Below are 24,839 nucleotides of genomic sequence, written 5' to 3'. Positions count from 1 at the left end.
GCCTCTTTGTGCGTTGCAAAAATGGGCGGCTGGGGAACGCTGTTGTTGTCACACGGCCGCGAACCAGAAAAACAAATAAAAAACGGCTATCAGCTGGCCGGAGGCGAGATCACATTCCATGTCAGATTATACTGTAAACCTGCTCTGGGTTTTGCTGATCGCAAGTTTTGGCTTTTCCGCTTTTGCCATTCTCCTATCGATATCCCGCCAGCGTCGCGGCCGCGCAACGGCGGCCGCATACACGCCGAGCGAGGATGTCGCGTCGGAAGCGGCACGCAAGGTGCTGCGCGAGTTCGAAAAGAACGGCCAGTCGGCCGACGCGGCACTGGTCACGTGGTCGCCCGACACTTTGCGCAAGATCCTGGCCGACGACCTGCCGGACGCACAGGTCATCGTGGTGTCCAACCGCGAACCCTACATCCACAACATCAAGGATGACGGGGTGCAACTTTTGGTGCCGGCCAGCGGGCTGGTTTCGGCACTCGAGCCCATCACCCGCGCCTGTGCCGGCACCTGGATCGCCTATGGCGGCGGCACGGCAGACCGCCTCACCGTCGACAAGGACGACCGGGTGCAGGTGCCGCCAGGCAATCCGTCCTACACGCTGCGCAGGGTCTGGCTGACGGAGGAGGAATATCAGGGCTACTATCTGGGATTCGCCAATGAGGGCCTATGGCCGCTTTGCCATATCGCCTTCACCCGCCCCGTGTTTCGCGCCTCGGACTGGGACGCCTACGAGGCCGTCAACCGCAAATTCGCCGATACGGTGGTTGCCGAAGCCCGCAACGAACGGCCGATCGTGCTGGTGCAGGACTACCATTTTGCGCTGCTGCCGCGCATGATTCGCCAGCGCCTGCCGGACGCGATAGTCATCACCTTCTGGCATATCCCGTGGCCCAATTCGGAAGTGTTCAGCATCTGTCCGTGGCGTGAGCGGATCCTGGAAGGACTGCTCGGCAGTTCGATCATCGGCTTTCATACCCAATTCCATGCCAACAACTTCACCGAAAGTGTCGACCGCTTTCTGGAGAGCCGGATCGAACGGGCAGACGCGGCAATCTCCTATGGTGGGCAGACCACATTGGTCCACGCCTATCCCATTTCCATAGAATGGCCGGCCAAATTGCTGGCAAAACTGCCGTCTGTGGAGGAGTGCCGCGCCAGCGTACGCGACAGATTCGGCCTGTCTGCGGATACCAAACTATGCGTTGGCGTCGAGCGCCTCGACTACACGAAAGGCATTCTCGATCGCTTTCATGCCTTGGACGAATTGTTCACGAGATATCCCGAATGGATAGGCAAGGTGGTTTTCCTGCAGATCGCCGCGCCGAGCCGAGGGACATTGCCCGCCTACCAGCAACTCCATGACGAATGCCGTCGCTGTGCCGAGGAGCTCAACCGGCGATATGGCAGCGAGACATACAGCCCTATCCTGATGGTCGCCGAACATCATCGGCAGGAGCAGGTCTACGAGGTCTATCGCGCCGCCGACATCTGCATGGTCACCAGCCTGCATGACGGCATGAACCTTGTCGCCAAGGAATTCGTCGCGGCGCGCGACGACGAACAGGGCGTGCTTTTGCTCAGCACCTTTGCCGGCGCCTCGCGCGAATTGCTGGAAGCACTGATCGTCAACCCCTACGATGCGGCCATGATGAGCGAGGCGCTGTTGCAGGCGCTGACGATGACGCCGGATGAGCAGCGCGAGCGTTTGCGGCCGATGCGCGAGATGGTCCGCGACAACAACGTCTACCGCTGGGCCGGCAGCATGCTGCTGGATGCCGCGCGCCTGCGCAAACGCGGCGATCTCGACAGGGTGACCGGAACCGGCGAGCGCCCGCCTTCGAACACCAACAACGTCATCTCGATGTTCGAGCGGGCACGGAAGGCAGCGTCGTGAAAAGCTTTGAACAACCGCCGGCGTTGAACCTGTCGGAAGGGCAATGGGCGCTCTTCCTCGACATCGACGGAACCCTGCTGGAGCACGCTGCCCATCCCGACGCGGTGTTCGTCGGCGAGGAATTGCGCAACCTGCTTGGACACATCGAGCGGCGGCTGGATGGTGCGGTCGCCTTCATCACCGGCCGATCGATCCCGGCCGTGGACAAGCTGTTCCATCCGCTGAAGCTGCGGATCGCCGGACTGTATGGGCTGGAGCACCGGCTGACGCCGACCGGTCCGATCGATGCCGCCGACGCGCCGGCGGACATCGCCGCCCTTGCCGACGAGATCGAGGCCGAACTGGGCAGCGGCAAGGTCTATGTCGAGCGCAAGGGGCCGGTCCTTGCCGTTCATACAAGAGCAGCACCGCAACTGCTTGCGCCCGCAATCCAGCTGGTCGAACAGGCATTGGCCCGGCTTCCGAAGGGTTATCGGGTGCTTCCGGGAAACGCCGGCGTCGAGCTCATGCCTTTGGAAGCCGTCAAAGGTGCTGCCATCCGGCGTTTTATGGACATTCCGCCCTTTATCGGCCGGCGGCCGATATTCCTCGGAGACGATACATCGGACGAACACGGTTTCGAGGCGATCAACGAAATTGGCGGCATCTCCATCCGCGTGAAGCCGAACGGACCGACGGCCGCAAACTACGCCCTCGACGACGTGACCGGCGCAATAGCCTGGCTCGAGGCCAGTTTCGAGACGTCGGCGGTGGCCGGTGCTCGACCGGCCGGCAAGCAAGCAGCGACCGAATCAGCGGCGAAGCTCAATATCGCAGCCACGGCATCGTCCGGCCGATAAGCGCGTTTCTCATTGAATGTCTTTAAGTCCAAAGCCGGCAAATCGTCTGCTTGCCGGTTCCCCTGCGTCAGGCTTAACCTGCGTGCCATGCGTGGAGGCGCGGGTCGTAACAAGGGGAGGACATTGCAATGACCATACAAGGCGCATCACCGGACCTGTACAATGAGGATCTCGCTCCGGCGAAGGTTCGAAACTGGGGACCGTTCTCGATCTTCAACGTCTGGACGTCGGACGTCCACAGCCTGTGGGGCTACTATCTCGCGGCCAGCCTGTTCCTGTTTTGCGGCGGCTTCGTCAACTTCATCATCGCCATCGGTATCGGTTCGCTGATCATCTATGCGTTGATGAACATGGTCGGTTATGCCGGCGTGAAGACCGGGGTGCCCTACCCTGTCCTGGCGCGTGCTTCCTTCGGCATCTGGGGCGCCAACATACCGGCGCTGGTGCGCGCCATCGTCGCCTGCTTTTGGTACGGCGCGCAGACGGCGGCGGCCTCCGGCGCGATCGTAGCCCTGCTGATCCGCTCGCAATGGTTCGCCGACTTCAACCAGAGCACACATTTCCTTGGCCACTCCGGGCTCGAGGTGATCTGCTTCGTCGTCATTTGGGCGCTGCAGCTCCTGATCATCCAGAAGGGCATGGAAACGGTGCGCCGCTTCCAGGATTGGGCCGGACCGGCGGTGTGGGTGATGATGCTGATCCTGGCGATCTATCTTTGCATCAAGGCAGGCACCTTCGCCTTCACCAGCGACATCCCGATGGATGTGCTGCTGGAAAAGACAAAGGACGCGGGGGTGCCGGGCACGCCGGGCTCCTGGACCTCGCTGTTTGCGGTGGCGGCGATCTGGGTGACCTATTTCTCCGCGCTCTATCTCAACTTCTGCGATTTCGCGCGCTACGCCCCGGACAAGGCATCGCTGCGCAAGGGCAATATCTGGGGCCTGCCGGTCAACCTCATTCTGTTCTCGCTGGTCGCCGGCGTCACCACGATCGCCGCCTTCGACGTCTATGGCGAGGTGCTGCTGCATCCCGACCAGATCTCGGCGAAGTTCGACAGCTGGTTCCTGGCGGCGCTCGCAGCCCTGACGTTTGCGGTGGCGACGCTCGGCATCAATGTGGTGGCGAACTTCGTGTCGCCGGCTTTCGACTTCTCCAATGTCTTTCCACGCCAGATCGACTTCAAGAAGGGCGGCTACATCGCGGCGCTGATCGCGCTTGTGCTTTATCCTTTCGCGCCCTGGGAAGGCAGTGCTGCCTCCTTCGTCAACATCATTGGCGCGACGATGGGGCCGATCTTCGGCGTGATGATGGTCGACTACTACCTGATCCGGAAGGGCGAGGTCGACGTCGAGGCGCTCTACAGGGAGAATGGCGAATTCCGCTTTCAGGGCGGCTGGCATGTCAATGCCTTCATCGCCGCCGGTACCGGCGCGGTCTTCTCCTCGATCCTGCCCAACTTCACCAGCCTGCTGCCGTCATGGTGGGGCGTCTATGGCTGGTTCTTCGGAGTGGCAATTGCCGGCGTCATCTATTACGTGCTGCGCACGATGGCACTCGGTGCCGGAGCCAGGATAGCCAAGGCCTGAACGGACTCGGGGCGGCGCGAGCCGCCCCGTTTATTCTGCGACTATCTCGGCAAGGCGGCGCACTGTATTCCAGTTGCGTGAGGTGCCGATGCCGAGACGTTTGTGGCTCACCGCCGCAAGCAGCCGCGAACTCGGCATCTCGCGGGAAAAGACGATCCAGATGTCGCCGCCGACAATCCGCAGCTTCTCGCCCTTGCCGACATAGGCCTCAAGCGCCGTAGCGGCGCCGGCGGGAACGGGCGCCCGCATCACGCGCACCGCCACCTGGTCCGCGGCCTCGGCCGATTCGGCTGGGAATGGATTGCCTGCCGCCAGCCTCAGCCAGCCGTCGGCGCGGCGCACGATGATGTCGACGTGGCGGCCGAAAGTCTTTGCGAACGTCGCCTCCAGCCGCTGCTCCAACGCCGCGAGTCCTGTTTCTTGCGCCTCAAAAACCAGATTGCCGCTCGCTACCAGCGTGCGCGGGTTGTTCAGCCCCAGGCCTTCGGCCATCGCCTTGAGATCGGACATGACGACCCGCCGCCCCTGGCCCAGGACAATGCTGTAGAGCAGCGCGACGTAAGTTTGCATGGGCGGCTAGTCTAGACCAGCCGCGACTGCTCTACCGCCGCTTCGATGAAGCTGGCAAACAGCGGGTGCGGATCGAGCGGCCGGCTTTTCAACTCGGGATGGTACTGCACGCCGATGAACCAGGGGTGGTCGGGATATTCGACCGTTTCCGGTAGCACGCCGTCCGGCGACATGCCGGCAAACACCAGGCCGCAATCCTCGAGCCGCTCCTTGTAGTCGACATTGACCTCGTAGCGGTGGCGATGGCGTTCGGAAATCTGCGTATCGCCATAGATCTCGGCGATCTTCGATCCCTTGGCGAGGTCGGCCTGGTAGGCACCGAGCCGCATGGTACCGCCGAGGTCGCCGGTTTCCCTGCGCTTTTCCAGCATGTTGCCCTTCAGCCATTCGGTCATCAAGCCGACGACCGGCTCCTCGGTTGGACCGAACTCGGTCGATGATGCGTGCTCGACGCCGGCTAGCGAACGCGCTGCCTCGATGCAGGCCATCTGCATGCCGAAGCAGATGCCGAAATACGGCACCTTGCGCTCGCGCGCGAACTTCGCCGCCAGGATCTTGCCCTCCGAGCCGCGCTCGCCAAAACCGCCGGGGACGAGAATGCCATGGACCTTCTCCAGCCACGGCGCCGGGTCTTCCTTCTCGAATATCTCGCTTTCGATCCAATCGAGCTTGACCTTGACCCGGTTGGCGAGACCGCCATGCGACAGCGCCTCGATCAGCGATTTGTAGGCGTCCTTGAGGCCGGTATATTTGCCGACGACGGCAATGGTCACTTCGCCTTCCGGATTGTGGATGCGGTTGGATACCGCTTGCCACCGTTCCATGCGCGGCTTCGGCGCCGGATCGATGCCGAAGGCGGCCAGAACTTCCGAGTCGAGCCCTTCGTTGTGATAGGCCATCGGCACGTCGTAGATATGCGGCACGTCGAGCGCCTGGATGACGGCGCTTTCGCGGACATTGCAGAACAGCGACAGCTTTCTGCGCTCTTCCTTGGGGATCGGCCGGTCGGCGCGGACCAGCAGTATGTCGGGTGCAATGCCGATGCCGCGCAACTCCTTGACCGAATGCTGCGTCGGCTTGGTCTTCAGTTCGCCCGCTGTCGGAATGTAAGGCATCAAGGTCAGGTGGACGTAGACGGCGTTGTTGCGCGGCAGGTCGTTGCCGAGCTGGCGGATCGCCTCCAGGAACGGCATCGCTTCGATGTCGCCGACGGTGCCGCCGATCTCGCACAGCACGAAATCGTAGTCGTCATTGCCGTTGAGGACGAAGTTCTTGATCTCGTCTGTGACGTGCGGAATGACCTGCACGGTGGCGCCGAGATAGTCGCCGCGCCGCTCGCGCTCGATGATGTTCTTATAGATGCGGCCGGTGGTGATGTTGTCCTGCTGGTTGGCCGAGCGGCCTGTGAAACGCTCATAATGGCCAAGATCGAGATCGGTCTCGGCCCCGTCATCGGTCACGAAGACTTCGCCGTGCTGGTAGGGCGACATCGTGCCGGGATCGACGTTGAGATAGGGATCGAGCTTTTTGATGCGTGCGCGATAGCCTCGCGCCTGCAAGAGAGCCCCAAGGGCCGCTGCAGCAATGCCTTTTCCAAGTGAGGAAACCACGCCGCCTGTGATGAATACATATCGCGCCATGGGAGTCATCGCTTAACGCGGCCGAATTGATTCCGCCAGAGAAAAAACCGCCGCGAAGGCTTTTTCCCAAGAAGGCGCTCTGGTCGTTGGCGTATCAAAACAAAAGGGCCGGCGAGGCCGGCCCTTTTGGCACGATCTGTCAAAGCGTCAGATGATGACGACTTTGGTGCCTACTTTCACCCGGCGGTAAAGGTCCATGACGTGCTCGTTGATCATGCGGAAGCAGCCATTGGAGGCGCTGGTTCCGATCGACTGCGGCGCGATGGTGCCGTGAATGCGCAGGTGGGTATCTTTCTTGCCGTCGTAAAGATAGATGGCGCGCGCACCGAGCGGATTGTCGCCGCCGCCGGGCATGCCGTCCTTGTACTGGCCATAGTGCTTGGGTTCGCGCTTTTGCATATCCAGCGTCGGAATCCAGCGCGGCCATTCCTGCTTGTCGCCGACGGCAACCGTACCCTTGAACTGCAGGCCTTCCCGGCCGACCGCGATGGCATAACGGCGGGCGGTTGACGATGATTCGACGAGGTAGAGGCGACGGGCGCTGGTATCGATGACGATGGTGCCGGGGTTGTAGCCGGTGAATTCGACCTCCTGCGGCACGAATTCCGGCTTGACCTTGAACTGCCGCTTGGCCTGCTTCCTTTCGAGCGCGGCGTCGAGCGCGCGCGTCTCCGGAAGCAGCGACATCGACGAAGAGGATGTGCCGCCGAACAATCCCGCGAACAGCCCGACGCTCTGCGGCTTCTGCCCGACCGGTTCGCTGCGCAACTCGCCATTGTTGCCGGTCAGCGCAACGTTCATGGCCTCGGCCGGGATTGGCTCGGCCGACTGGATCGGCGCAATGGGCGTAATCGGTTCGATGATGTTGACGGTCTTCTTCTTGGCCGGCGTGGCGTCAGCCACCTTTGCCGTCGCGAGCGTCTGGCTCTTCTTGGCAAGGAATGCCTGCCGTTCCGCATCGGCTTTGGCTTTCGCCGCCTCGCGCATCGCCAGCTTCCTGGCTTCGAGTGCCTTGGCGCGAGCGGCTTCCTTGTCGGCTGCGATCTTGGCTTCGATCTTGCGGATCTGTGCAAGGTCGTCCGGCGTCGGATCTTTCTTCTTTTTGAGAAGCTTCAATTGCGCCGCATCGCTTTTGGCAGCGACGTTGACGAGGTCGGTTGTTGCTGCGGCTTTATGGGCCGAATTTGCCGTCGGCATGGCCGCGTAAGCGGGCGCACCTAGGCTGAGCACGGCACAAAGGCCGGCAAAAATGAAGCTGCGAAGCTGCATGGGGAAGATCCGATCGTTCAATGCTTGTTGCCCACGGCGTCGCCCGGCGCCCCCCAAGGACGCCGAGAATGCCGCGTGCAACGTATAATCGATTAGCCGGAAGCGCCTCAAGCGTGAGGCGCGGTCGAATCTTCTTGATCGTGCGGCATTTGCCGCGACTGTGATCAAACGACAACAGATCGCGGCATAAGTTGCCCGATTACTGGTTGGGGACCTGCGGCGTGGCCGGCGCTGTGGCGCCGTTTGTCGCTGGCGGCGTCGCCGGAGCGGTTGCCGGCGGCGTCGTTGCCGCACCATTGCCGGACGGCGGGGTCGGCGCCGTGGTGCCCGAAGGCGGCGTCGGCGTCGTGGTTCCGGGCAATTGGTTGAGTACGCCCTTGCCGTCCGAGGTTGCCGGCACGCGATCGAGAATGTCGATCGGCTTCTCGCCATAGCGCGCGACAATCGACAGTGTCAGCGAAGTGACGAAGAAAGCCGCGGCCAGGATCGCCGTCGCCCGCGTCAGCGCATTGGCGGCGCCTCGCGCAGTCATGAAGCCCGATCCGCCGCCGATGCCGAGGCCGCCGCCTTCCGAGCGCTGCAGCAGCACCACGCCGACAAGCGCGAGCACGACCATGAGGTGGACGACGATCAGTACGGTTTCCATAATTTATCCTGGCAAGGCCTTGCGCGGCCGCTGATTTGGAGGCGGCTCAATACAATGCTTTGACGGCATTTCCAAGCCCGTGGCCGGAATATGGGGAGCAATGCGTCCTTTGCAACGATTTCGGCGCCGGCCGTCGCTCAAATCCAGCAAGCTGTCCTGGGTATCAAGCGATGTTTCGATAGGCTTCCGCGATGCCGAGGAAGTCCGCCGCCTTCAGGCTGGCGCCGCCGACCAGCGCGCCGTCGACATTCCTGACGCCGAGCAGCTCGACGGCGTTGGACGGTTTGACCGAGCCGCCGTAGAGAATGCGCATCTTGGCCGCCGTATTGCCAAGCTTCCGCACCAGTTCTTCGCGGATATGGGCATGTGCCTCGGCGACGTCGGCGGCAGTCGGCGTCAAGCCGGTGCCGATCGCCCATATTGGCTCATAGGCAATGACAGTGTTGGACGCCGTGGCGTTTGGCGGGACCGAGCCAGAGACCTGGCGCGACAGCACGTCGAGCGTGGCTCCTGCTTCGCGTTCGGCTCTTGTCTCACCAATGCAGATGATGGCCACCAGCCCGGCGCGCCATGCAGCGGAGGCCTTGGCCTGCACAATGGCATCGTCTTCCTTGCGATCGGCGCGGCATTCGGAATGGCCGACGATGACATGGTTGGCACCTGCATCCTTCAGCATCTCGGCCGAAATGCAGCCGGTATAGGCGCCGCTTTCCTCGGTGTGGCAATCCTCTCCGCCGGCCCGCACCGGCGTGCGCGACAGAATCTCGGCGGCGTGCGCAAGCAAGGTCGCCGGCACGCAGACCACCGCTTCGGTCTCTGCGTCGAGCCCGCTCATGAAGCCGTTGCCGATCATCCTGAGCTCGTTGAGCGAGGCGCTGGTGCCGTTCATTTTCCAGTTGCCAGCGACGAGCGGGCGGATTCCAGGCGTCATGGGATTTGTTCTCCGGGCAATTTCCAGCTGGCCCTCACTATCAAAATCAGGCCACAAAGCAATCGACAGTGGGCAGGAAGGGCGCTATTGCGCTTGTTTCAGACTCGGCGCATGCGAAATGCGCAAAAATCGGAAGTACTCATGCTTGGTATGTTGAGAAGTGCGGCGGGGACCTGGGTCGCGAAACTGCTGCTGTCATTGTTGGTGTTGAGCTTCGCCATCTGGGGCATCTCGGGGCGGCTGATGGGCGGTCTTGCCGGCCATGACGCCGTGATTACGGCCGGAGGCACCAAGGTCTCGATCAACGAATACCGCCTCGCCTACGATCGCCAGCTCAGCGTCATGTCGCAGCAATTCGGCCAGCGCATCAGCCGTGAGCAGGCGACGGCGCTCGGCATCGACAACCAGGTGCTGGGGCAACTCGTGTCGGGCGCCGTCCTCGACGAGCAGGCCCGCAAGCTCGGCCTCGGCCTGTCCAAGGACCGGCTCGCCGAACTGACGCGTGAAGACCCGGCGTTCAAAGGGCCTGCCGGAACCTTCGACAGGAGAACCTTCGAGTACCTGCTTCGGCAGATCGGCATGCGGCCGGAAGACTATTTGAAGAACCGCGCCCAGGTCGCGGTCCGCCAGCAGATCGTCGAGGCGGTTTCGGATGGCCTCAAGGCTCCGGATACGTTCTTCAAGGCGGTCGCGCTCTATCGCGGCGAAGATCGCACCATCGATTACCTGACCTTGCCGAAATCGCTTGTCGAGCCGATAGAAGCGCCGTCCGACAGCGTGCTTTCGGCCTATTTCGGGGAAAACAAGAAGACCTACGCCGCGCCCGAATACCGTAAGTTCTCCTATGTCAGGCTCGAACCGGAAGACATCATGGATTTGAGCGCGGTGACCGACCAACAGGTCAGCGACGACTACAACAAGAACAAGGCGCGCTACACCACGCCGGAGATGCGCACCATCGAGCAGCTTGTATTCAAGACGCCTGATGCCGCAAAGGCGGCGCTCGATTCGCTCAGGACCGGCGCGACCTTCGACAAGATCGTCGCCGCCGAAGGCAAGACGCCGGCCGACACGCTGCTCGGCACGCTGGCCAAGGACAAGATCGCCGACAAGGCGGTTGCCGATGCTGCCTTCAAGCTCAACGTCAATGAAGTCAGCCCGGTCGTGCAAGGCGCCTTTGGCCCCGTTCTGCTGCGCGTCACCGAGATCAAGCCGGAAGTGGTGAAGCCGCTGGCCGAAGTATCCGAGCAGATCCGCAAGGATCTGGCACTGGGCGAGGCAAGCCGCATCTTGCTGGACGTGCACGACAATTACGAGGATACGCGCGCCTCCGGCAGTTCGCTCGCCCAGGCAGCTGCCAAATTGAAGCTGAAGGTCGTCACCATCGACGCCATCGACCGCACCGGCCAACGGCCGGATGGAAGCATCGTCAAAGACCTGCCGGAATCGCCGGCACTCATCAAGGCGGTGTTCGAATCCGAACCCGGAACCGACAATGAAGGTCTCACCACCGCCGATAACGGCTTCGTCTTCTACGACGTGAGCGCGATCACGCCGGCCCGCGACCGCACGCTGGACGAGGTCCGCCAGAAGGTCGTGGCCGACTGGACCGCGGCGGAGACCACCAAACGGCTCACCGCAAAGGCACAAGAGCTCGAGAAGCGTCTCAAGGCCGGCGCCACGCTCGAGGTGATCGCCGGTGAGCTCAAGCTCGAAAAGCAGACCAAGCGCGGCGTCAAGCGCGATGCTGACGACGTCGATTTCGGCAAGGAAGGGGCCGCCGCGATGTTCGGCGTCGGCGAAGGCGGAACCGGGTTGATCCCCTCGCCCACGGGCGACGGACAGATCCTGTTCAAGGTTGCCGAGGTATTCGAGCCCGCCGGGGCCGACGCCAGCTCAGTACCCCAGGACGCACAGAAATCCTTCACATCCGGCATGTCCGACGACCTGCTCGACCAGTTGGTGGCGCAGTTGCAGACGCAATATGACGTCCGCATCGATCAGACGGCCGTAACCCAAGCCCTGGCCAGATGAGCGCGCTGAAGATCCACATCGCCAAGGTCGCCGCCGGCAGCGCTCTTTCGTTCGAGGAGGCGCGCGAGGCCTTCGACATCATCATGTCCGGCGATGCCACCCCCGGCCAGATCGGCGGCTTCCTGATGGCATTGCGCGTGCGCGGTGAGACGGTCAGCGAGATCGCCGGCGCCGTCGCCACCATGCGCGCCAAGATGCTGCGCGTCGAAGCTCCCGAGGGCGCCATCGACATTGTCGGCACCGGCGGCGACAATTCGCACAGCGTCAACATTTCGACCGCATCCGCTTTCGTCATCGCCGGCAGCGGCGTGCCCGTCGCCAAGCACGGCAATCGCGGACTGTCCTCGCTGACCGGCGCCGCCGATGTGCTGATCGCATTGGGCGTCAAGATCGACATCCCTCCGGAGACGATCGGCCGCTGTATTCACGAGGCCGGAGTTGGCTTCATGTTCGCACCGGCGCATCACCCGGCGATGAAGCATGTCGGCCCGACCCGGGTCGAGCTCGGCACCCGCACCATCTTCAACCTGCTGGGCCCGCTTTCCAATCCGGCCAGTGTCAGACGGCAGATGGTCGGTGTGTTCCTGCCCGAATGGATCATGCCGGTGGCAGAAACGTTGAAGGAGCTTGGTGCTGACCATGCCTGGGTCGTGCATGGCGACGGCTATGACGAGATCACCACCACCGGCGAGACGCAGGTCGCCGAATTGGCCGGCGGCGAGATACGCAGCTTTACGCTGACCCCTGAAGCAGTCGGGCTGACGCGTCACACCAAGGACGAGTTGCGCGGCGGCGACGCCGCCCACAATGCCCAGGCAATGCGCGACATGCTGGGCGGCGCCGCCGGCGCCTTTCGCGATACGGTGCTGATGAATGCCGGCGCCGGGCTGGTGGTGGCCGGCAAGGCGACGACACTTGCCGACGGCATGGTGACGGCAACGCAGGCCATCGACAGCGGCCGCGCGCTAAAAGTGCTCGACAGGCTGGTCGAGATTTCGAACGGTTAAAACTATGTCCGACATCCTGCGCAAGATCGAGGCTTACAAGCGCGACGAGATCGCGGCGGCCAAAGCGCAAGTGCCGTTTGCCGAGATCAAGGCACGGGCGATGAATGCCGACGCGCCGCGCGGCTTTCTTTCCGCCCTTGAGGCAAAGCGCAAATCCGGCAGGTTCGCGCTGATTGCCGAAATCAAGAAGGCTAGCCCGTCCAAAGGCCTGATCCGCGCCGATTTCGATCCGCCGGCGCTGGCCAGGGCCTATGCGGAAGGCGGTGCCGCCTGTCTTTCGGTGCTGACCGACGCACCCTCCTTCCAGGGGGCGCCCGAATTCCTCACCACTGCGCGCGCTGCCGTCGAGCTGCCTGCCTTGCGCAAGGATTTCCTGTTCGACCCCTATCAGGTCCACGAGGCCAGGGCCTGGGGCGCCGATGCCATCCTGATCATCATGGCCAGCGTCGACGACGCGCTGGCAAGAGAACTCGAAGCGACAGCTTTCGAGCTGGGCATGGACGCGCTGGTCGAAGTGCATGACGAGGCGGAAATGGAACGTGCGCTGCGGCTGTCATCGCGGCTGATCGGCATCAACAACCGCAATCTCCGGACCTTCGAAACCAGCCTCGAGACCTCGGAACGGCTGGTAGCGATGGTGCCGGCCGGCCGCCTTCTGGTCAGTGAGAGCGGGATCTTTTCGCATGACGATTGCCGCCGGCTGGAGCGGAGCGGCATCGCTACTTTCCTGGTTGGTGAGAGCCTGATGCGTCAGCAGGACGTGGCCGCTGCAACGCGCCTGCTTTTGACGGGCAAGGCGCCGGCAGAGGCGATCTGACGATGGCGGCCGCCCTCACCCATCTTGGCGCGCAGGGCGAAGCCAACATGGTCGATGTCGGCGACAAGGCTGAGACGGTGCGCACGGCAGTCGCCGAGGGCTTCGTGTCGATGCGGTCCGAGACGCTGGACATGATCCTCGCCGGCGATGCCAAGAAGGGCGACGTGCTCGGCACCGCGCGCATTGCCGGCATCATGGCGGCCAAGAAAACGCATGAACTGATCCCGCTTTGCCATCCGCTGCTGCTGACCAGGATATCTGTCGATATCGAGCCGGACGCAGCTTTGCCCGGCCTGAAGGTGACAGCATTGACCCGCGTCACCGGCAAGACCGGCGTTGAAATGGAGGCCCTGAGCGCCGTCTCGGTCGCTTGCCTGACCATCTACGACATGGCCAAGGCGGTCGACCGCGCCATGGTCATCTCCGGCATCAGGCTGGTTGAAAAGACCGGCGGCAAATCCGGCGACTACAAGATCACCGGAGATGGGGCCACCGAGGCAGGCCGCTAATGGCGCTGGTCCCAGTTGCCGAGGCGCTCGAGCGCCTGCTGGACGGCGCAGCAGCGCTGCCGGGCGAACGCGTCGCGCTGCTGGATGCCGCCGACCGCGTGCTGGCGGAGCCGGTTGTGGCGCTCCGCACCCAGCCGCCGTTCAACGCCTCCGCCATGGACGGCTATGCCGTGCGGGCGGCCGATATCGCGTCCGTACCAGCAAGGCTTTCGGTGGTCGGCGTGGCGCCGGCCGGACGCGGCTTTACCGGATCGGTGCAGCAGCGGCAGGCCGTGCGCATCTTTACCGGCGCGCCGCTTCCCGAAGGCGCCGACACCGTCGTCATCCAGGAGAACGTCCGCGATCTCGGCGGCGGCAGCGTCGAAGTGACGGAGCCGACGGTGCAGGGGCGAAACATCCGCCGCCTCGGGCTCGATTTCGCCAAGGGCGATGTCCTACTGCCCAACGGCCGCCTGCTCGATCCGGCGGCCTTGTCGCTGGCGGCGTCGGCCAACCACCCCGAGGTCCGCGTGGTCAAACGGCCGCTGGTCGCCATCATCGCCACCGGCGACGAATTGCTGCCGCCGGGCAGCGATCTTGGCCCCGACCAGATCATCTCCTCCAACGCCTATGGTGTCGCCGCTGCCGCACAGTCGGTCGGTGCGCGCGCGCTCGACCTTGGCATCGCGCCGGACCGCAGGGAGGCGATCGCTGCGCTGGTTGAAAAGGCCGTGAAGGCTGGCGCGAATGTCATCGTCACGCTGGGCGGTGCCTCGGTCGGTGACCACGACTTCGTCCATGACGTGCTGACCGGGCAAGGCATGACGCTCGATTTCTGGAAGATCGCCATGCGGCCGGGCAAGCCGCTGATGTTCGGGCGGCTGGGCGACATTCGCTGCATCGGCCTGCCCGGCAATCCGGTGGCGAGTCTGGTCTGCACCCAGCTCTTCCTGAAGCCGCTGCTGGCGCGGCTCGGCGGCCGCGCCTTTCAGCAGGATATAGGTCGGGCACGGCTCGGTGGTGCCATGCCGGCCAATGATCTCAGGCAGGACTATGTGCGGGCCGTTGTCACAGACAACGGCGACACGCTCGTGGCGACGCCGTTCGGCATCCAGGACTCCTCGATGCTGAAAATGCTGGCCGATGCCAACGGGCTGATCGTCCGCGCGCCGTTCGCGCCTGCCGCGGCGGCAGGCTCCCCCTGCGACGTGCTGATGCTACGCTGAACCTGCCTCACTCCGAGATCAAAGTCCGGGTCAGCGGATGGTCTGGATCGGCCAAACCGTCGATGATGTTGAAATGATGCCGGTCAGGCTCGACCACCGAGCTGGTCGCGGCACCCAGGCCGATCCAGATGTTGGCCAGCAACGCGCTCTGGCGCAGGAATTCGGCGCGCTCGCCGCCGCCGGCCCAGCAGGTCAGGCGGGCCTTGTCCATCGGGCGCAGCAGCACCGGACTTTCGGCCTGCGCCTCGGCCTCATCGATCGCCAGCGTCTCGTTCATGCCGGTGCGCATGATCGCGCGCAAATCGTGCACCCCCGAGATCGACAGCACATGACGAACGCGCCGGACCACTTCGGGCGCCAGCGGCGTCGTCGCCGTAACCATCCGGCTAACAAGATGGCCGCCGGCCGAGTGTCCGGTCAGCATCAGCGGCCCTGCGACCATCGCCGCCGCCTTGCCGATCGCCGCGCCGACTTCTTTGACGATGCCGCCAATGCGTATCTGCGGACAGAGAGTGTAGGACGGCATCGCCACCGCATAGCCGCGATCAACAGGGCCAGTGGCAAGATGCGACCAGAAACTCTTGTCGAATGCCATCCAATAGCCGCCATGAACGAACACCACGAGTCCCTTGGGCTTGATGGCCGGCAGGAAAAGATCGAGCCGGTTGCGTGGGTTATCGCCATAGGCCATGTCGAGCCGCGCCCTGCCCTCGGTCGAAAGCACGTTGCGGAAAACCCGCGCGGGCTCGATCCAGGCCGCCGGCCAGCGATCGCTGCCGGCTATGTTGGCGCCGTTGGTATAGGCGTTGTCCCAATCGGCAATGTGACGTTCGAACACCCTGCGCCCTCCCCTGGCAATATGGCCTTGCAACGTAGCCGTAAGCATCGCTCGGCGCGTCGTCGCCAGCCTCACGATTCCAGCTCTCGCATCAATCTCAAGTGACAGCCGCCTTGATGGCGAAGCGCGCATCCTTCCACGCACCGGTGCGCAGAATGTCCTCAAGCACTTCGACTGCCTGCCAGACATCGGCATAGCCGACATAGAGCGGGGTGAAGCCGAAGCGCATGGTCGATGGCGCGCGGAAATCGCCGATCACGCCACGTTCAATCAGCGCGCGCATGATCTGGTAGCCATGCTCGTGCATGAATGAAATCTGGCTGCCGCGTTTTTCCCCGTCGCGCGTGCTTTCGAGCGTTAGCCCGTAAGCGCCGCACCTTGCATCAACAAGCTCGATGAACAGATCGGCCAACGCGATGCTCTTCTTGCGCACCGCCGTCATGTCGACATCGTTCCAGATGTCGAGCGCGCCCTTCAGCGTGCGCATCGACAGGACCGGCTGCGTGCCGCACAGAAACCGGCGGATGCCGGTGCCGGCCGCATAGCCTGGCTCGAAGGCGAAGGGCCGTGCATGGCCCCACCAGCCGGTGAGCGGCTGCTGGATGTCGGCAAGATGCCGCTCAGCCGCATAGATGAAGGCAGGCGCGCCCGGTCCGCCATTCAGATATTTGTAGGTGCAGCCAACGGCAAAATCGGCGTTTGCCTTGTCGAGCTCGACTGGCATCGCGCCGGCGGTGTGGCAGAGATCCCAGACGATCATCGCCCCGGCCTCCTGGGCCCTGCGCGTCAGCCCCGGCATGTCGCGCAGTTCGCCCGACTTGTAGTTGACGTGGTTGACCAGCACCACGGCAGTGCGTTCGTCGATCAGCTCTTCGATGGTCGGCGCGTCGACCCCCGAGAGGCGCAGCAGCGTATCTTTTCGCGTCGAAACCACACCTTCAGCCATGTAAAGGTCTGTCGGAAAACTATCGCCCTCGGCGACGATGACCCGCCGCTGCGGACGCATGGCCATGGCGGCGTGCAGCAGCTTGTAGATGTTGACCGACGTCGTGTCGCAGACCACCGTCTGGCCGGTCGCGGCACCGATCAGGCGCCCGAGCTGGTCGCCAAGTTCAAGCGGCATGTTGAACCAGCCGGCCGTGTTCCATGCGCGGATGAGATCATGCGACCATTCCTCGGTCGCGGCCTTGTACAGTTCATCGAAAGCGGCACGTGAAGCAGCTCCTAGCGAATTGCCGTCGAGATAGATCACTCCTTGCGGCAACACAAAACGGTCGCGCATCGCGCGCAGCGGATCTGCGGCATCCATCGCCTTTATGGCCGCGAGATCGGGAATTCCTGTCATGATTTGCCTGCTCCCCCAAAAATTCAACGCAACGCCGGACACGCATCGACTGTTCTTCCATTACCGGGTAGCGCGCAGCAAGGCTCCACCAGCGAGAAGCAGCCTGACCAGGCGGTGGAAACCAGGAGTTAACCCGAGGTTGGCGTTTTGAGTTCGTTTCGTTCACGGTGCATTGACCAAACCGCACAGTCGATACGGGTTCAATTCCGTGCCCTTTTGCCGACCGACGGCCGATGCCAGTGGCGCCTTCTAGGAAGCCAGAAGGGCGCAAACGACAGCAGAATCAAGGCGATGAGGCTCGCGGCGGGTGAAAATGCGGCATTCCGGTAGGGGCGTGGTTTGTTTCCCGAGCCTTAACGCATTCATTAAACTTTAAACAGTTGCGGAACACAACTGGAACAGATAGGGTTTGTTCTGGGTTTGTTTTTCTGATTCTGTTGGGGGTCGCTATGCTGACACGCAAACAACACGAACTGCTTATGTTCATTCACGAAAGGTTGAAGGAAAGCGGTATTCCGCCCTCCTTCGACGAGATGAAGGAAGCGCTCGACCTGGCTTCCAAATCGGGAATCCATCGGCTGATAACGGCGCTGGAGGAGCGCGGCTTCATTCGCCGTTTGCCCAACCGGGCCCGTGCGCTGGAGGTGCTGCGCCTGCCTGACTCGATCGCCCCCGGCCTCAATGCGGCACGCAAGTTCTCGCCGAGTGTCATCCAGGGCAGTCTTGGGCAAGGTGCCCCTCGGCAGGGCAAGCCGACATCGTCGCGCGTCCCTGCAGCCGGCAATGACGACGATGTCGTCGCCGCCGTTTCGATCCCGGTGATGGGCCGCATCGCCGCCGGTGTGCCGATCGACGCCATCCAGCACCAGACGCATTCGATTTCGGTGCCGCCGGATATGATCATGGGCGGCGAGCATTATGCGCTCGAGGTCAAAGGCGATTCGATGATCGAGGCTGGCATTTTCGACGGCGACACGGTGATCATCCGCAATGCCGATACGGCGAGCCCCGGTGAGATAGTGGTGGCACTGGTCGACGAGGAGGAAGCGACGCTGAAGCGGTTCCGTCGCAAGGGCGCCTCGATCGCCCTGGAAGCCGCCAATCCGGCCTACGAGACGCGCATCTTCGGACCAGACAGGGTCAAGGTGCAAGGCAAGCTCGTCGGACTGATCCGCCGCTACTGAGCTCCGCCCTTGGCGCCGGCTTTGGGTTTGTCGGCCCTGCGGTATGGCGGCAGGCCCCGCGCCGCGCGTGAAAATTTCCGTTGCACGTGCCAGGGCCGGTATGATTTTTCGACGGCAAAGCGGATTTCGGCGCGTGTTGCCGCTTGTGGATCGAAATAGACGGCCGCACTTCCCGCGCGCGCCAGTTGCCGTTTGGTGACGACGAGGACCAGCCGGTCGTAGTAGCAGGGATTATGGGCGGTGGCGTCGTCGATGACGATCAAGCTGGCAAAGGCGCAGGCTGGCCGTGCAGTATCGCGGTCCTTGGCTTGCGCGATGATCGCGCCGGATGGATGCCTGGCAAGGCAGAGGCCGTCCGTGCAAATGAACGGCATGCCCGGCGGTAGGTCGGCCGGATCGGCAATGTCGAATTGCGGATCGTTCTTTCCAGGTGTTTCCGGCGCGACGATAGCCTCTGATGTGAGCGCGCGTTTCCAGTTGTCGATGGTGAACTCATTCGGGCGTGCCCGGTTGACCGCGAGTTCACCGCTGCCGATCGGCAGCGCGACCAGCCGTGCGTCCTCCGAGATCAATACATCGGGTACGCGCGTCTGCGTTGTCGTTAGCAAGCCGGCGAGCGCGAAAGGAAGTGCCGCGAGCCGCAACCAGGTCGTCGCCATGCTGGCAATGACGAGGGCGATCGTCACCAAAAGGACAGATCTCAGCGAAATCAGCCCGACCGCATCGATCGGCGAGCGCTCGGAGATCCACCCGGACAGGGCGATCATCGCCGTCAGCCCCTTGCCCATCACGTAGAGGAAAGGCCCATCCGCGCCGAACGGCATCGCCAGCGCACTGAGGACGGCGAAGGGCATGACGACCAGTGAGACGATAGGCATGATGGCCAGATTGGCGAACAGGCTGAGCGGCGCCACGCGCTGGAAATGCCATATGGCGAAAAGCGCCGTGGCGCTCCCTGCAATGATCGAGGTCATCGCCAGGCCGCCCATGCCCAGCAGGACCTTTCGAGTGGCAAAGCGTAGCGGCGACCGCCGGGGCGGCGGCGTGGTGGCCCTGCCGGCGCGGTAATCAGACCAGCCTGCATAGGCGCCGACAAGGGCCGCCGTCGCGGCGAAGGACATCTGGAAGCTCGGACCGACCACCTCGTGCGGCGACACCAGAATGACGGCGATGGCGATCGCCAGGTTGCGCATGGTGAGCGCGGTCCGGTCGAACAGCACGGCGATAAGCATCACCGCCAGCATGATGAAGCTGCGTTCGGCCGCTACCACAATGCCGGAAAAGACGAGGTAGGCCGCAATCGAAAAAAGCGCGGCGGCCGCGGCATATTTCTTGACCGGCCGTCGCGATGAGAAATCGGGAAACAGCGCAAAGGCGCCGCGTAGCAGCGCCATGATGGTGCCGGCGACCAACGCCATATGCAGCCCCGAGATGGAGATGATGTGGTAGATGCCTGTGCGCCGCATCGCTTCGTTGATCTCCTCGGGAATGCCGGCGCGCACGCCGACGATTAGCGCAGCAGCAATCTCGCCCTCGGCGCCGCCGATGCGGCTGCGGATATGGTCGGCGATGGATTCGCGCGCGTCTTCGATCGCGGAAGAAAGCCGCGCGGCAAGCGGCATGCTGCCCGACGACACGACTTTCGGATTGCCGAGAAAAAAGCCGCTGCCGCCGATACCGGCGAAATAGCTGTCGAAGGAGAAATCATAGCTGTCGGGCCGCACCGGCCCGGTCGGCGGCAGCAGCCGCACATAGCCGGCGATCTCGGAACCGGCGGTCAGCTCAGCCGGTATCTTCATCGCCGAAACGCGGACCCGTTCCGGCATGTAGCGCAGTGTCGGCCTGGCGGTTGAGATCACATCGATCGTCAGCCTGATGCGGCCGCTCGCCATGGGCTCGTACGATACGACGCGACCGGTCAGCCGCGTCGAGATTTCGGAACCGAGCATATGCGTCCCGACACGCCAGGTCTCGAACTTGGCGGCAAGCACGCCAAGCGCGCAGAGCAACGCCACCATGAAGCACAGGCGCGTCCTGGGCCATGACCGCGAGACGACCGCACAAAGGGCTGCCAAGGCGACGATAGCTATCGGCTGTGGGAAGGCCAGCTCGGCCGCCATCGCGAAATACACGACCACCCCGCATGCGAGGAACACCGGCACCAGCAGGAAGGCGACGCCGCGGTCGAGTTCCAGGCCGGCCGCCGAGGTTACGCTGTTGCGGATACGGGACGGTGACGGAAGGCGGAAACGCCGGCGTAGGCGCACGATGGACTCGACCGCGGGCACGGGAACCGTTGCAGGGTCGCTGGCCGGCAGCGACGGAGCATCGAAGCGCGGAGCGGGCAGCAATGCCGGTGTCGGCAGGACAGGCAGGGGAGCGGCAAACAGCAAGCGTTCGCTGACGCCGCTACCAGCGTCCTCGCCCTCGCCCGCACCACGGCCTCGCACAGCCATCGGGTCTGCCCCTTGCGCCCTCGACCTCCTATGCTACATGAACGCGCAATGCGCGAAAGTCCGCAAACCCACTTCCTTCGCCCGCCTGAGAGTACCATGCCCGATAAGGTCGTCACCCGTTTTGCCCCCTCGCCCACCGGCTATCTGCACATTGGCGGCGCGCGCACGGCGCTGTTCAACTGGCTGTATGCCAAGCACACAGGCGGCACGATGCTGCTGCGCATCGAGGACACCGACCGCGAGCGCTCCACCGATGCGGCAACCGCGGCCATTCTCGACGGGCTTTCCTGGCTTGGCCTGACATGGGACGGCGAGCCGGTGTCGCAGTTCGAGCGTGCGCCGCGCCATCGCGAGGTGGCCGAGGAGCTCGTTCGCATAGGCAAGGCCTATTATTGTTATGCGACGCCTGCCGAGCTGGAAGCAATGCGCGAGAGCGCACGGGCCAAGGGGCTGCCTCCCCGCTATGATGGACGCTGGCGCGACCGCGACCCGTCGGAGGCGCCGGCCGGCGCCAAGGGGGCGATCCGCATCAAGGCGCCGACAGGCGGCGAGACGGTGGTGCATGACCGCGTCCAGGGCGACGTGCGCTTTCCCAACAAGGATCTCGACGATTTCATTATTCTGCGCTCGGACGGCAATCCAACCTACATGCATGCCGTCGTCGTCGACGATCACGACATGGGCATCACCCACATCATCCGCGGCGACGATCATTTGACCAACGCCGCACGCCAGACCGTAATCTACCAGGCCATGGGCTGGGAGGTGCCGTCGATGTCGCATGTCCCGTTGATCCACGGTGCCGACGGCGCCAAGCTGTCGAAGCGGCACGGTGCGCTTGGCGTCGAGGCCTATCGCGCCATGGGCTACCTGCCGGAGGCGCTGCTCAACTATCTGGCGAGGCTTGGCTGGAGCCACGGCGACGATGAGATCATGTCGATCGCCGACATGATCTCATGGTTCGACATTGGCGACGTCAACAAGGGCGCCGCCCGTTTCGACTTCGCCAAGCTCGAAGCGCTCAACGGCGTGCACATGCGCCGCATGAACGAGGCAGCGCTGCTCGACGTCTTCATCGCCACTCTGCCCTATCTAGAAGGCGGCCCGGCAATCGCCGCGCGCCTCGACGACAGACGCAAGGCGCAACTGCTTGCCGCTTTGCCGGGCCTGAAGGAGCGCGCCAAGACGCTGGTCGAACTTGTTGAAGGGGCTGCATTCCTGTTCGTCGAGCGGCCGCTTCCGGTCGACGAGAAGGCGGCGGCGCTGCTCAGCGGTGAGGCGCGCGCGATCCTGCGGGGCGCTCATGCGGCACTAGCGACGGTTTCGGACTGGTCTGCCGCCTCAGCGGAAGCCGCGATCCGCGACTATGCGCAGGCCGGCGGCCATAAACTCGGCTCCGTGGCCCAACCTTTGCGCGCCGCGCTCACTGGCAAAAGTACCTCGCCAGGTGTCTTTGATGTGCTTGCCGTGCTGGGCCGCGAGGAAAGCCTGGGGCGGATCGCTGATCAAATCGATTAGCAAACTGGCCCAAGAAGATTGGCATTGAAAGGTGCGTTTCGCAGTGCAACATTGGGTCTTGGCCTAATCTGGCGCGCAGATTCAATTGCGGGCGCAAATGTGCGTGTTCCGATGCTTTTGACGTGTTGGGTTCAGATATTTTGCCTTTGCCGGCCTGAGGAAACAAAAAGGAGTTTGCTATGACCGAACCTGCGACAAAAATGGAATTTGGCGGCAAAACCCAGGCATCGACGGCAAAGCTGGAACTCGGCGGCAAAACCCATGAATTCAAGATACGAAGTGGTTCGGTAGGACCTGACGTCATCGACATCGGTTCGCTCTACAACACCACCGGCGTCTTTACCTACGATCCCGGCTTTACGTCGACGGCGAGCTGCGAGTCGGAAATCACCTTCATCGATGGCGATGCCGGCATTCTCTTGCACCGCGGCTACCCGATCGACCAATTGGCCGAGCACGGCGACTTCCTCGAAGTCTGCTATCTCTTGCTCTATGGTGAACTACCGACCAAGGCGCAGAAGGACGATTTCGACTACCGGGTGACGCGCCACACCATGGTGCATGAGCAGATGTCGCGCTTTTTCACCGGCTTCCGCCGTGATGCGCATCCGATGGCGGTGATGTGCGGCGTGGTCGGCGCGCTGTCGGCCTTCTATCACGATTCCACCGACATCTCGGACCCTTATCAACGCATGGTCGCCTCAATGCGGCTGATCGCCAAGATGCCGACGATCGCGGCGATGGCCTATAAATACCACATCGGCCAGCCGTTCATTTATCCGAAGAACGAGCTGAATTTCGCAGCCAACTTCCTGCATATGTGCTTCGCCGTGCCTTGCGAGGAATACAAGATCAATCCGGTGCTGGCGCGCGCGATGGAGCGCATCTTCATCCTGCACGCCGATCACGAACAGAACGCCTCGACTTCGACCGTCCGCCTGGCCGGCTCATCGGGCGCCAATCCCTTTGCCTGTATCGCTGCCGGTATCGCCTGCCTGTGGGGTCCCGCACATGGCGGCGCCAACGAGGCAGCCCTGAACATGCTGGGCGAGATCGGCCATGTCGATCACATCCCGGAATTCATTGCGCGCGCCAAGGATAAGAACGATCCGTTCCGATTGATGGGCTTTGGCCACCGCGTTTACAAGAACTACGATCCGCGCGCCAAGATCATGCAAAAGACCGCGCACGAAGTCCTGGGCGAGCTCGGCATCAAGGACGATCCGCTGCTCGACATCGCCATGGAGCTGGAAAAGATTGCGCTGACCGATTCCTATTTCATCGAGAAGAAGCTCTATCCCAACGTCGATTTCTATTCCGGCATCACGCTGAAGGCGCTGGGCTTCCCCACCACCATGTTCACCGTGCTGTTCGCGGTCGCCCGCACCGTCGGCTGGATCGCGCAGTGGAAGGAGATGATCGAGGACCCGCACCAGAAGATCGGTCGCCCGCGCCAGCTTTATACCGGCGCGCCGGAACGGGATTATGTGCCGATCGCGAAGCGGTGAATGGTGAATGGTGAATGGTGAATGGTGAATGGTGAATGGTGAATGGTGAATGGGAGTAGCAAAGCGTCGCTCCCTGTCTATAGAACTACTATTCACTATTCACTATTCACTATTCACTCACTTCCTCACCATCCCCATCACCACCCCCGCCGCCATCTCGCCTGACGGCTTGTCGGTTGCCATACGCCCGGCAATGTCGGCAAAACCGTCCTGCTGCCAGGCGCGGTAGGCGGTGTCGAAGAACAGCGCCTCCAGTTGCCGCGCCAGATAATGCGGCCGCACATATTGATTGTAGTGTTCCGGCACAACCGGCCGGTCGGCGATGAGATTGGGCAAGGCTGCGCTCCATACTTTGATCAGCGGCTGCACCATGCGCATGACCGGATCGAGCCGGTAGCAGGAGATCATCGGCACACCCGCCAGTGCCAGTTCCAGCGATACCGTCCCCGACGCGATCAGCGCCGCATCGGCCTTGCCGAAGGCCTGCCATTTGCGTTCGGCATCAAGGATGATCTCCGGCTTCTCGTCCCAGCTCGCGACCGAGGACCTGACCAGGTCGGCGACGTGCGGCACCGTCGGCAACAGCAGGCGCAAGCGGTGCCCGCGCGCCCGCAGGATCGACACCGTTTCGCCGAACGGCCCAACCAGGCGCCGCACCTCACCACGACGCGAACCGGGCAATACAAGCAACGTTTTGACGTGATCTGCGGACAGGTCACGCGGCTGCGCCTGCGCCCTGGCGGCACTGATTATGCCCGGATCGTGTGCAAGGCGATGCCCGACATAAGTGCCGGGCGGCCCGCCCAGGCGGGCGAGTTCCTTCACCTCGAACGGCAGGATGCAAAGGATGTGATCTACATATGGCCTCATCGCCGGCGCCCTGCCCGGCCGCCAAGCCCAAACGCTCGGGCAGACATAATGGACGATCGGGATCGTCGGGTCGGCAGCACGCACCTTCTTGGCGACGCGCAGCGAGAAATCCGGACTGTCGATGGTGATAAGGCAATCGGGCTTTTCACCGGCAATCGCGTTTGCCG

At 63.0% G+C, this 24,839-nt stretch carries 20 protein-coding genes; 11 read left to right on the top strand and 9 right to left on the bottom strand.

The annotated features are described in order from the left end of the window. The first annotated feature begins 118 nt into the window (after positions 1–118). The 3 genes from NKH23_RS24835 to NKH23_RS24825 all read left to right on the top strand — a co-directional run bounded on the left by NKH23_RS24835 (position 119) and on the right by NKH23_RS24825 (position 4,325). Positions 119–1,900 carry an alpha,alpha-trehalose-phosphate synthase (UDP-forming) gene (locus NKH23_RS24835; RefSeq protein ID WP_352977182.1) on the top strand — a complete coding sequence of 594 codons (1,782 nt, stop codon included), beginning with the start codon at positions 119–121 and terminating at the stop codon, positions 1,898–1,900. Continuing rightward, complete coding sequence (gene otsB, locus NKH23_RS24830; protein ID WP_352977181.1) at positions 1,897–2,739, top strand: trehalose-phosphatase; 843 nt, start codon at positions 1,897–1,899, stop codon at positions 2,737–2,739. The genes NKH23_RS24835 and otsB overlap by 4 nt, the downstream gene beginning before the upstream one ends. 128 nt (positions 2,740–2,867) lie before the next feature. Then, positions 2,868–4,325, top strand: a complete 1,458-nt coding sequence (locus NKH23_RS24825) for an NCS1 family nucleobase:cation symporter-1 (protein ID WP_352977180.1) — start codon at positions 2,868–2,870, stop codon at positions 4,323–4,325. Between the two features lie 30 nt (positions 4,326–4,355). On the opposite strand, the gene NKH23_RS24820 is transcribed toward NKH23_RS24825, so the two are convergent. The 5 genes from NKH23_RS24820 to tpiA all read right to left on the bottom strand — a co-directional run bounded on the left by NKH23_RS24820 (position 4,356) and on the right by tpiA (position 9,381). Next, positions 4,356–4,895: a DUF1697 domain-containing protein gene (locus tag NKH23_RS24820; protein ID WP_352977179.1), complete on the bottom strand. Its 540-nt coding sequence runs from the start codon at positions 4,893–4,895 to the stop codon at positions 4,356–4,358. Positions 4,896–4,906: 11 nt separating this feature from the next. Further along, on the bottom strand, positions 4,907–6,535 hold the full coding sequence (pyrG, locus tag NKH23_RS24815) for a CTP synthase (RefSeq protein WP_352448839.1): 1,629 nt from the start codon (positions 6,533–6,535) through the stop codon (positions 4,907–4,909). A gap of 147 nt (positions 6,536–6,682) precedes the next feature. Continuing rightward, on the bottom strand, positions 6,683–7,804 hold the full coding sequence (locus NKH23_RS24810) for a L,D-transpeptidase (protein ID WP_352977178.1): 1,122 nt from the start codon (positions 7,802–7,804) through the stop codon (positions 6,683–6,685). 199 nt (positions 7,805–8,003) lie between these two features. Further along, a complete protein-coding gene (secG, locus tag NKH23_RS24805; RefSeq protein ID WP_352466256.1) occupies positions 8,004–8,450 on the bottom strand; it encodes a preprotein translocase subunit SecG in 447 nt (148 codons plus the stop codon). A 163-nt stretch (positions 8,451–8,613) separates the two neighbouring features. Then, the gene (gene tpiA, locus NKH23_RS24800; RefSeq protein WP_352977177.1) at positions 8,614–9,381 is read right to left on the bottom strand and encodes a triose-phosphate isomerase; all 768 of its coding nucleotides are present in this window, start codon (positions 9,379–9,381) and stop codon (positions 8,614–8,616) included. Between the two features lie 141 nt (positions 9,382–9,522). On the opposite strand from tpiA, the gene NKH23_RS24795 reads away from it, so the two are divergent. From NKH23_RS24795 to NKH23_RS24775, 5 genes are read left to right on the top strand one after another with little or no spacing between them, the layout of a single operon-like run. Beyond that, positions 9,523–11,415, top strand: coding sequence for a SurA N-terminal domain-containing protein (locus tag NKH23_RS24795; protein ID WP_352977176.1), 1,893 nt, complete (start codon positions 9,523–9,525; stop codon positions 11,413–11,415). After that, positions 11,412–12,422, top strand: a complete 1,011-nt coding sequence (trpD, locus tag NKH23_RS24790; RefSeq protein WP_352466259.1) for an anthranilate phosphoribosyltransferase — start codon at positions 11,412–11,414, stop codon at positions 12,420–12,422. The genes NKH23_RS24795 and trpD overlap by 4 nt, the downstream gene beginning before the upstream one ends. A gap of 4 nt (positions 12,423–12,426) precedes the next feature. Next, a complete protein-coding gene (trpC, locus tag NKH23_RS24785) occupies positions 12,427–13,239 on the top strand; it encodes an indole-3-glycerol phosphate synthase TrpC (protein WP_352721472.1) in 813 nt (270 codons plus the stop codon). A gap of 2 nt (positions 13,240–13,241) precedes the next feature. Then, a complete protein-coding gene (gene moaC / locus NKH23_RS24780; RefSeq protein WP_352721474.1) occupies positions 13,242–13,748 on the top strand; it encodes a cyclic pyranopterin monophosphate synthase MoaC in 507 nt (168 codons plus the stop codon). Next, positions 13,748–14,953 (top strand): molybdopterin molybdotransferase MoeA, encoded by a 1,206-nt coding sequence (locus NKH23_RS24775; protein WP_352977175.1) that lies wholly within the window; start codon positions 13,748–13,750, stop codon positions 14,951–14,953. The genes moaC and NKH23_RS24775 overlap by 1 nt, the downstream gene beginning before the upstream one ends. Before the next feature lie 7 nt (positions 14,954–14,960). On the opposite strand, the gene NKH23_RS24770 is transcribed toward NKH23_RS24775, so the two are convergent. Both NKH23_RS24770 and kynU read right to left on the bottom strand, forming a co-directional pair. Beyond that, complete coding sequence (locus tag NKH23_RS24770) at positions 14,961–15,791, bottom strand: hormone-sensitive lipase (RefSeq protein ID WP_352977174.1); 831 nt, start codon at positions 15,789–15,791, stop codon at positions 14,961–14,963. Between the two features lie 97 nt (positions 15,792–15,888). After that, entirely contained in the window at positions 15,889–17,136 is a 1,248-nt protein-coding gene (gene kynU / locus NKH23_RS24765) for a kynureninase (protein ID WP_353025387.1), read from the bottom strand. 449 nt (positions 17,137–17,585) lie between these two features. Here kynU and lexA point away from each other — a divergent pair, with 449 nt between their 5' ends. Then, positions 17,586–18,320, top strand: coding sequence for a transcriptional repressor LexA (lexA, locus tag NKH23_RS24760; protein WP_023674949.1), 735 nt, complete (start codon positions 17,586–17,588; stop codon positions 18,318–18,320). On the opposite strand, the gene NKH23_RS24755 is transcribed toward lexA, so the two are convergent. Next, positions 18,314–20,776 (bottom strand): ComEC/Rec2 family competence protein, encoded by a 2,463-nt coding sequence (locus NKH23_RS24755; protein ID WP_352977172.1) that lies wholly within the window; start codon positions 20,774–20,776, stop codon positions 18,314–18,316. The genes lexA and NKH23_RS24755 overlap by 7 nt on opposite strands. 96 nt (positions 20,777–20,872) lie before the next feature. Here NKH23_RS24755 and gltX point away from each other — a divergent pair, with 96 nt between their 5' ends. Both gltX and gltA read left to right on the top strand, forming a co-directional pair. Next, entirely contained in the window at positions 20,873–22,294 is a 1,422-nt protein-coding gene (gltX, locus tag NKH23_RS24750; protein WP_352977171.1) for a glutamate--tRNA ligase, read from the top strand. A gap of 179 nt (positions 22,295–22,473) precedes the next feature. Then, entirely contained in the window at positions 22,474–23,802 is a 1,329-nt protein-coding gene (gltA, locus tag NKH23_RS24745) for a citrate synthase (protein ID WP_292653520.1), read from the top strand. A 117-nt stretch (positions 23,803–23,919) separates the two neighbouring features. On the opposite strand, the gene NKH23_RS24740 is transcribed toward gltA, so the two are convergent. After that, on the bottom strand, positions 23,920–24,839 hold a 920-nt coding region (locus NKH23_RS24740; RefSeq protein ID WP_353035522.1), incomplete at its 5' end, for a lipid-A-disaccharide synthase.

It is taken from the genome of Mesorhizobium sp. M1328, from assembly GCF_040318075.1.
Taxonomy (GTDB): Bacteria; Pseudomonadota; Alphaproteobacteria; order Rhizobiales; family Rhizobiaceae; genus Mesorhizobium.
This window is presented reverse-complemented; position numbering and strand designations above follow the sequence as displayed.

Coding starts and splice junctions, on each gene's coding strand:
- NKH23_RS24810 (WP_352977178.1), bottom strand. CDS start 7,804: ATGCAGCTTCGCAGCTTCATTTTTGCCGGCCTTTGTGCCGTGCTCAGC.
- NKH23_RS24755 (WP_352977172.1), bottom strand. CDS start 20,776: ATGGCTGTGCGAGGCCGTGGTGCGGGCGAGGGCGAGGACGCTGGTAGC.
- NKH23_RS24795 (WP_352977176.1), top strand. CDS start 9,523: ATGCTTGGTATGTTGAGAAGTGCGGCGGGGACCTGGGTCGCGAAACTG.
- tpiA (WP_352977177.1), bottom strand. CDS start 9,381: ATGACGCCTGGAATCCGCCCGCTCGTCGCTGGCAACTGGAAAATGAAC.
- NKH23_RS24775 (WP_352977175.1), top strand. CDS start 13,748: ATGGCGCTGGTCCCAGTTGCCGAGGCGCTCGAGCGCCTGCTGGACGGC.
- secG (WP_352466256.1), bottom strand. CDS start 8,450: ATGGAAACCGTACTGATCGTCGTCCACCTCATGGTCGTGCTCGCGCTT.
- lexA (WP_023674949.1), top strand. CDS start 17,586: ATGCTGACACGCAAACAACACGAACTGCTTATGTTCATTCACGAAAGG.
- trpC (WP_352721472.1), top strand. CDS start 12,427: ATGTCCGACATCCTGCGCAAGATCGAGGCTTACAAGCGCGACGAGATC.
- pyrG (WP_352448839.1), bottom strand. CDS start 6,535: ATGGCGCGATATGTATTCATCACAGGCGGCGTGGTTTCCTCACTTGGA.
- kynU (WP_353025387.1), bottom strand. CDS start 17,136: ATGACAGGAATTCCCGATCTCGCGGCCATAAAGGCGATGGATGCCGCA.
- NKH23_RS24825 (WP_352977180.1), top strand. CDS start 2,868: ATGACCATACAAGGCGCATCACCGGACCTGTACAATGAGGATCTCGCT.
- NKH23_RS24820 (WP_352977179.1), bottom strand. CDS start 4,895: ATGCAAACTTACGTCGCGCTGCTCTACAGCATTGTCCTGGGCCAGGGG.
- moaC (WP_352721474.1), top strand. CDS start 13,242: ATGGCGGCCGCCCTCACCCATCTTGGCGCGCAGGGCGAAGCCAACATG.
- gltA (WP_292653520.1), top strand. CDS start 22,474: ATGACCGAACCTGCGACAAAAATGGAATTTGGCGGCAAAACCCAGGCA.
- NKH23_RS24835 (WP_352977182.1), top strand. CDS start 119: ATGTCAGATTATACTGTAAACCTGCTCTGGGTTTTGCTGATCGCAAGT.
- trpD (WP_352466259.1), top strand. CDS start 11,412: ATGAGCGCGCTGAAGATCCACATCGCCAAGGTCGCCGCCGGCAGCGCT.
- gltX (WP_352977171.1), top strand. CDS start 20,873: ATGCCCGATAAGGTCGTCACCCGTTTTGCCCCCTCGCCCACCGGCTAT.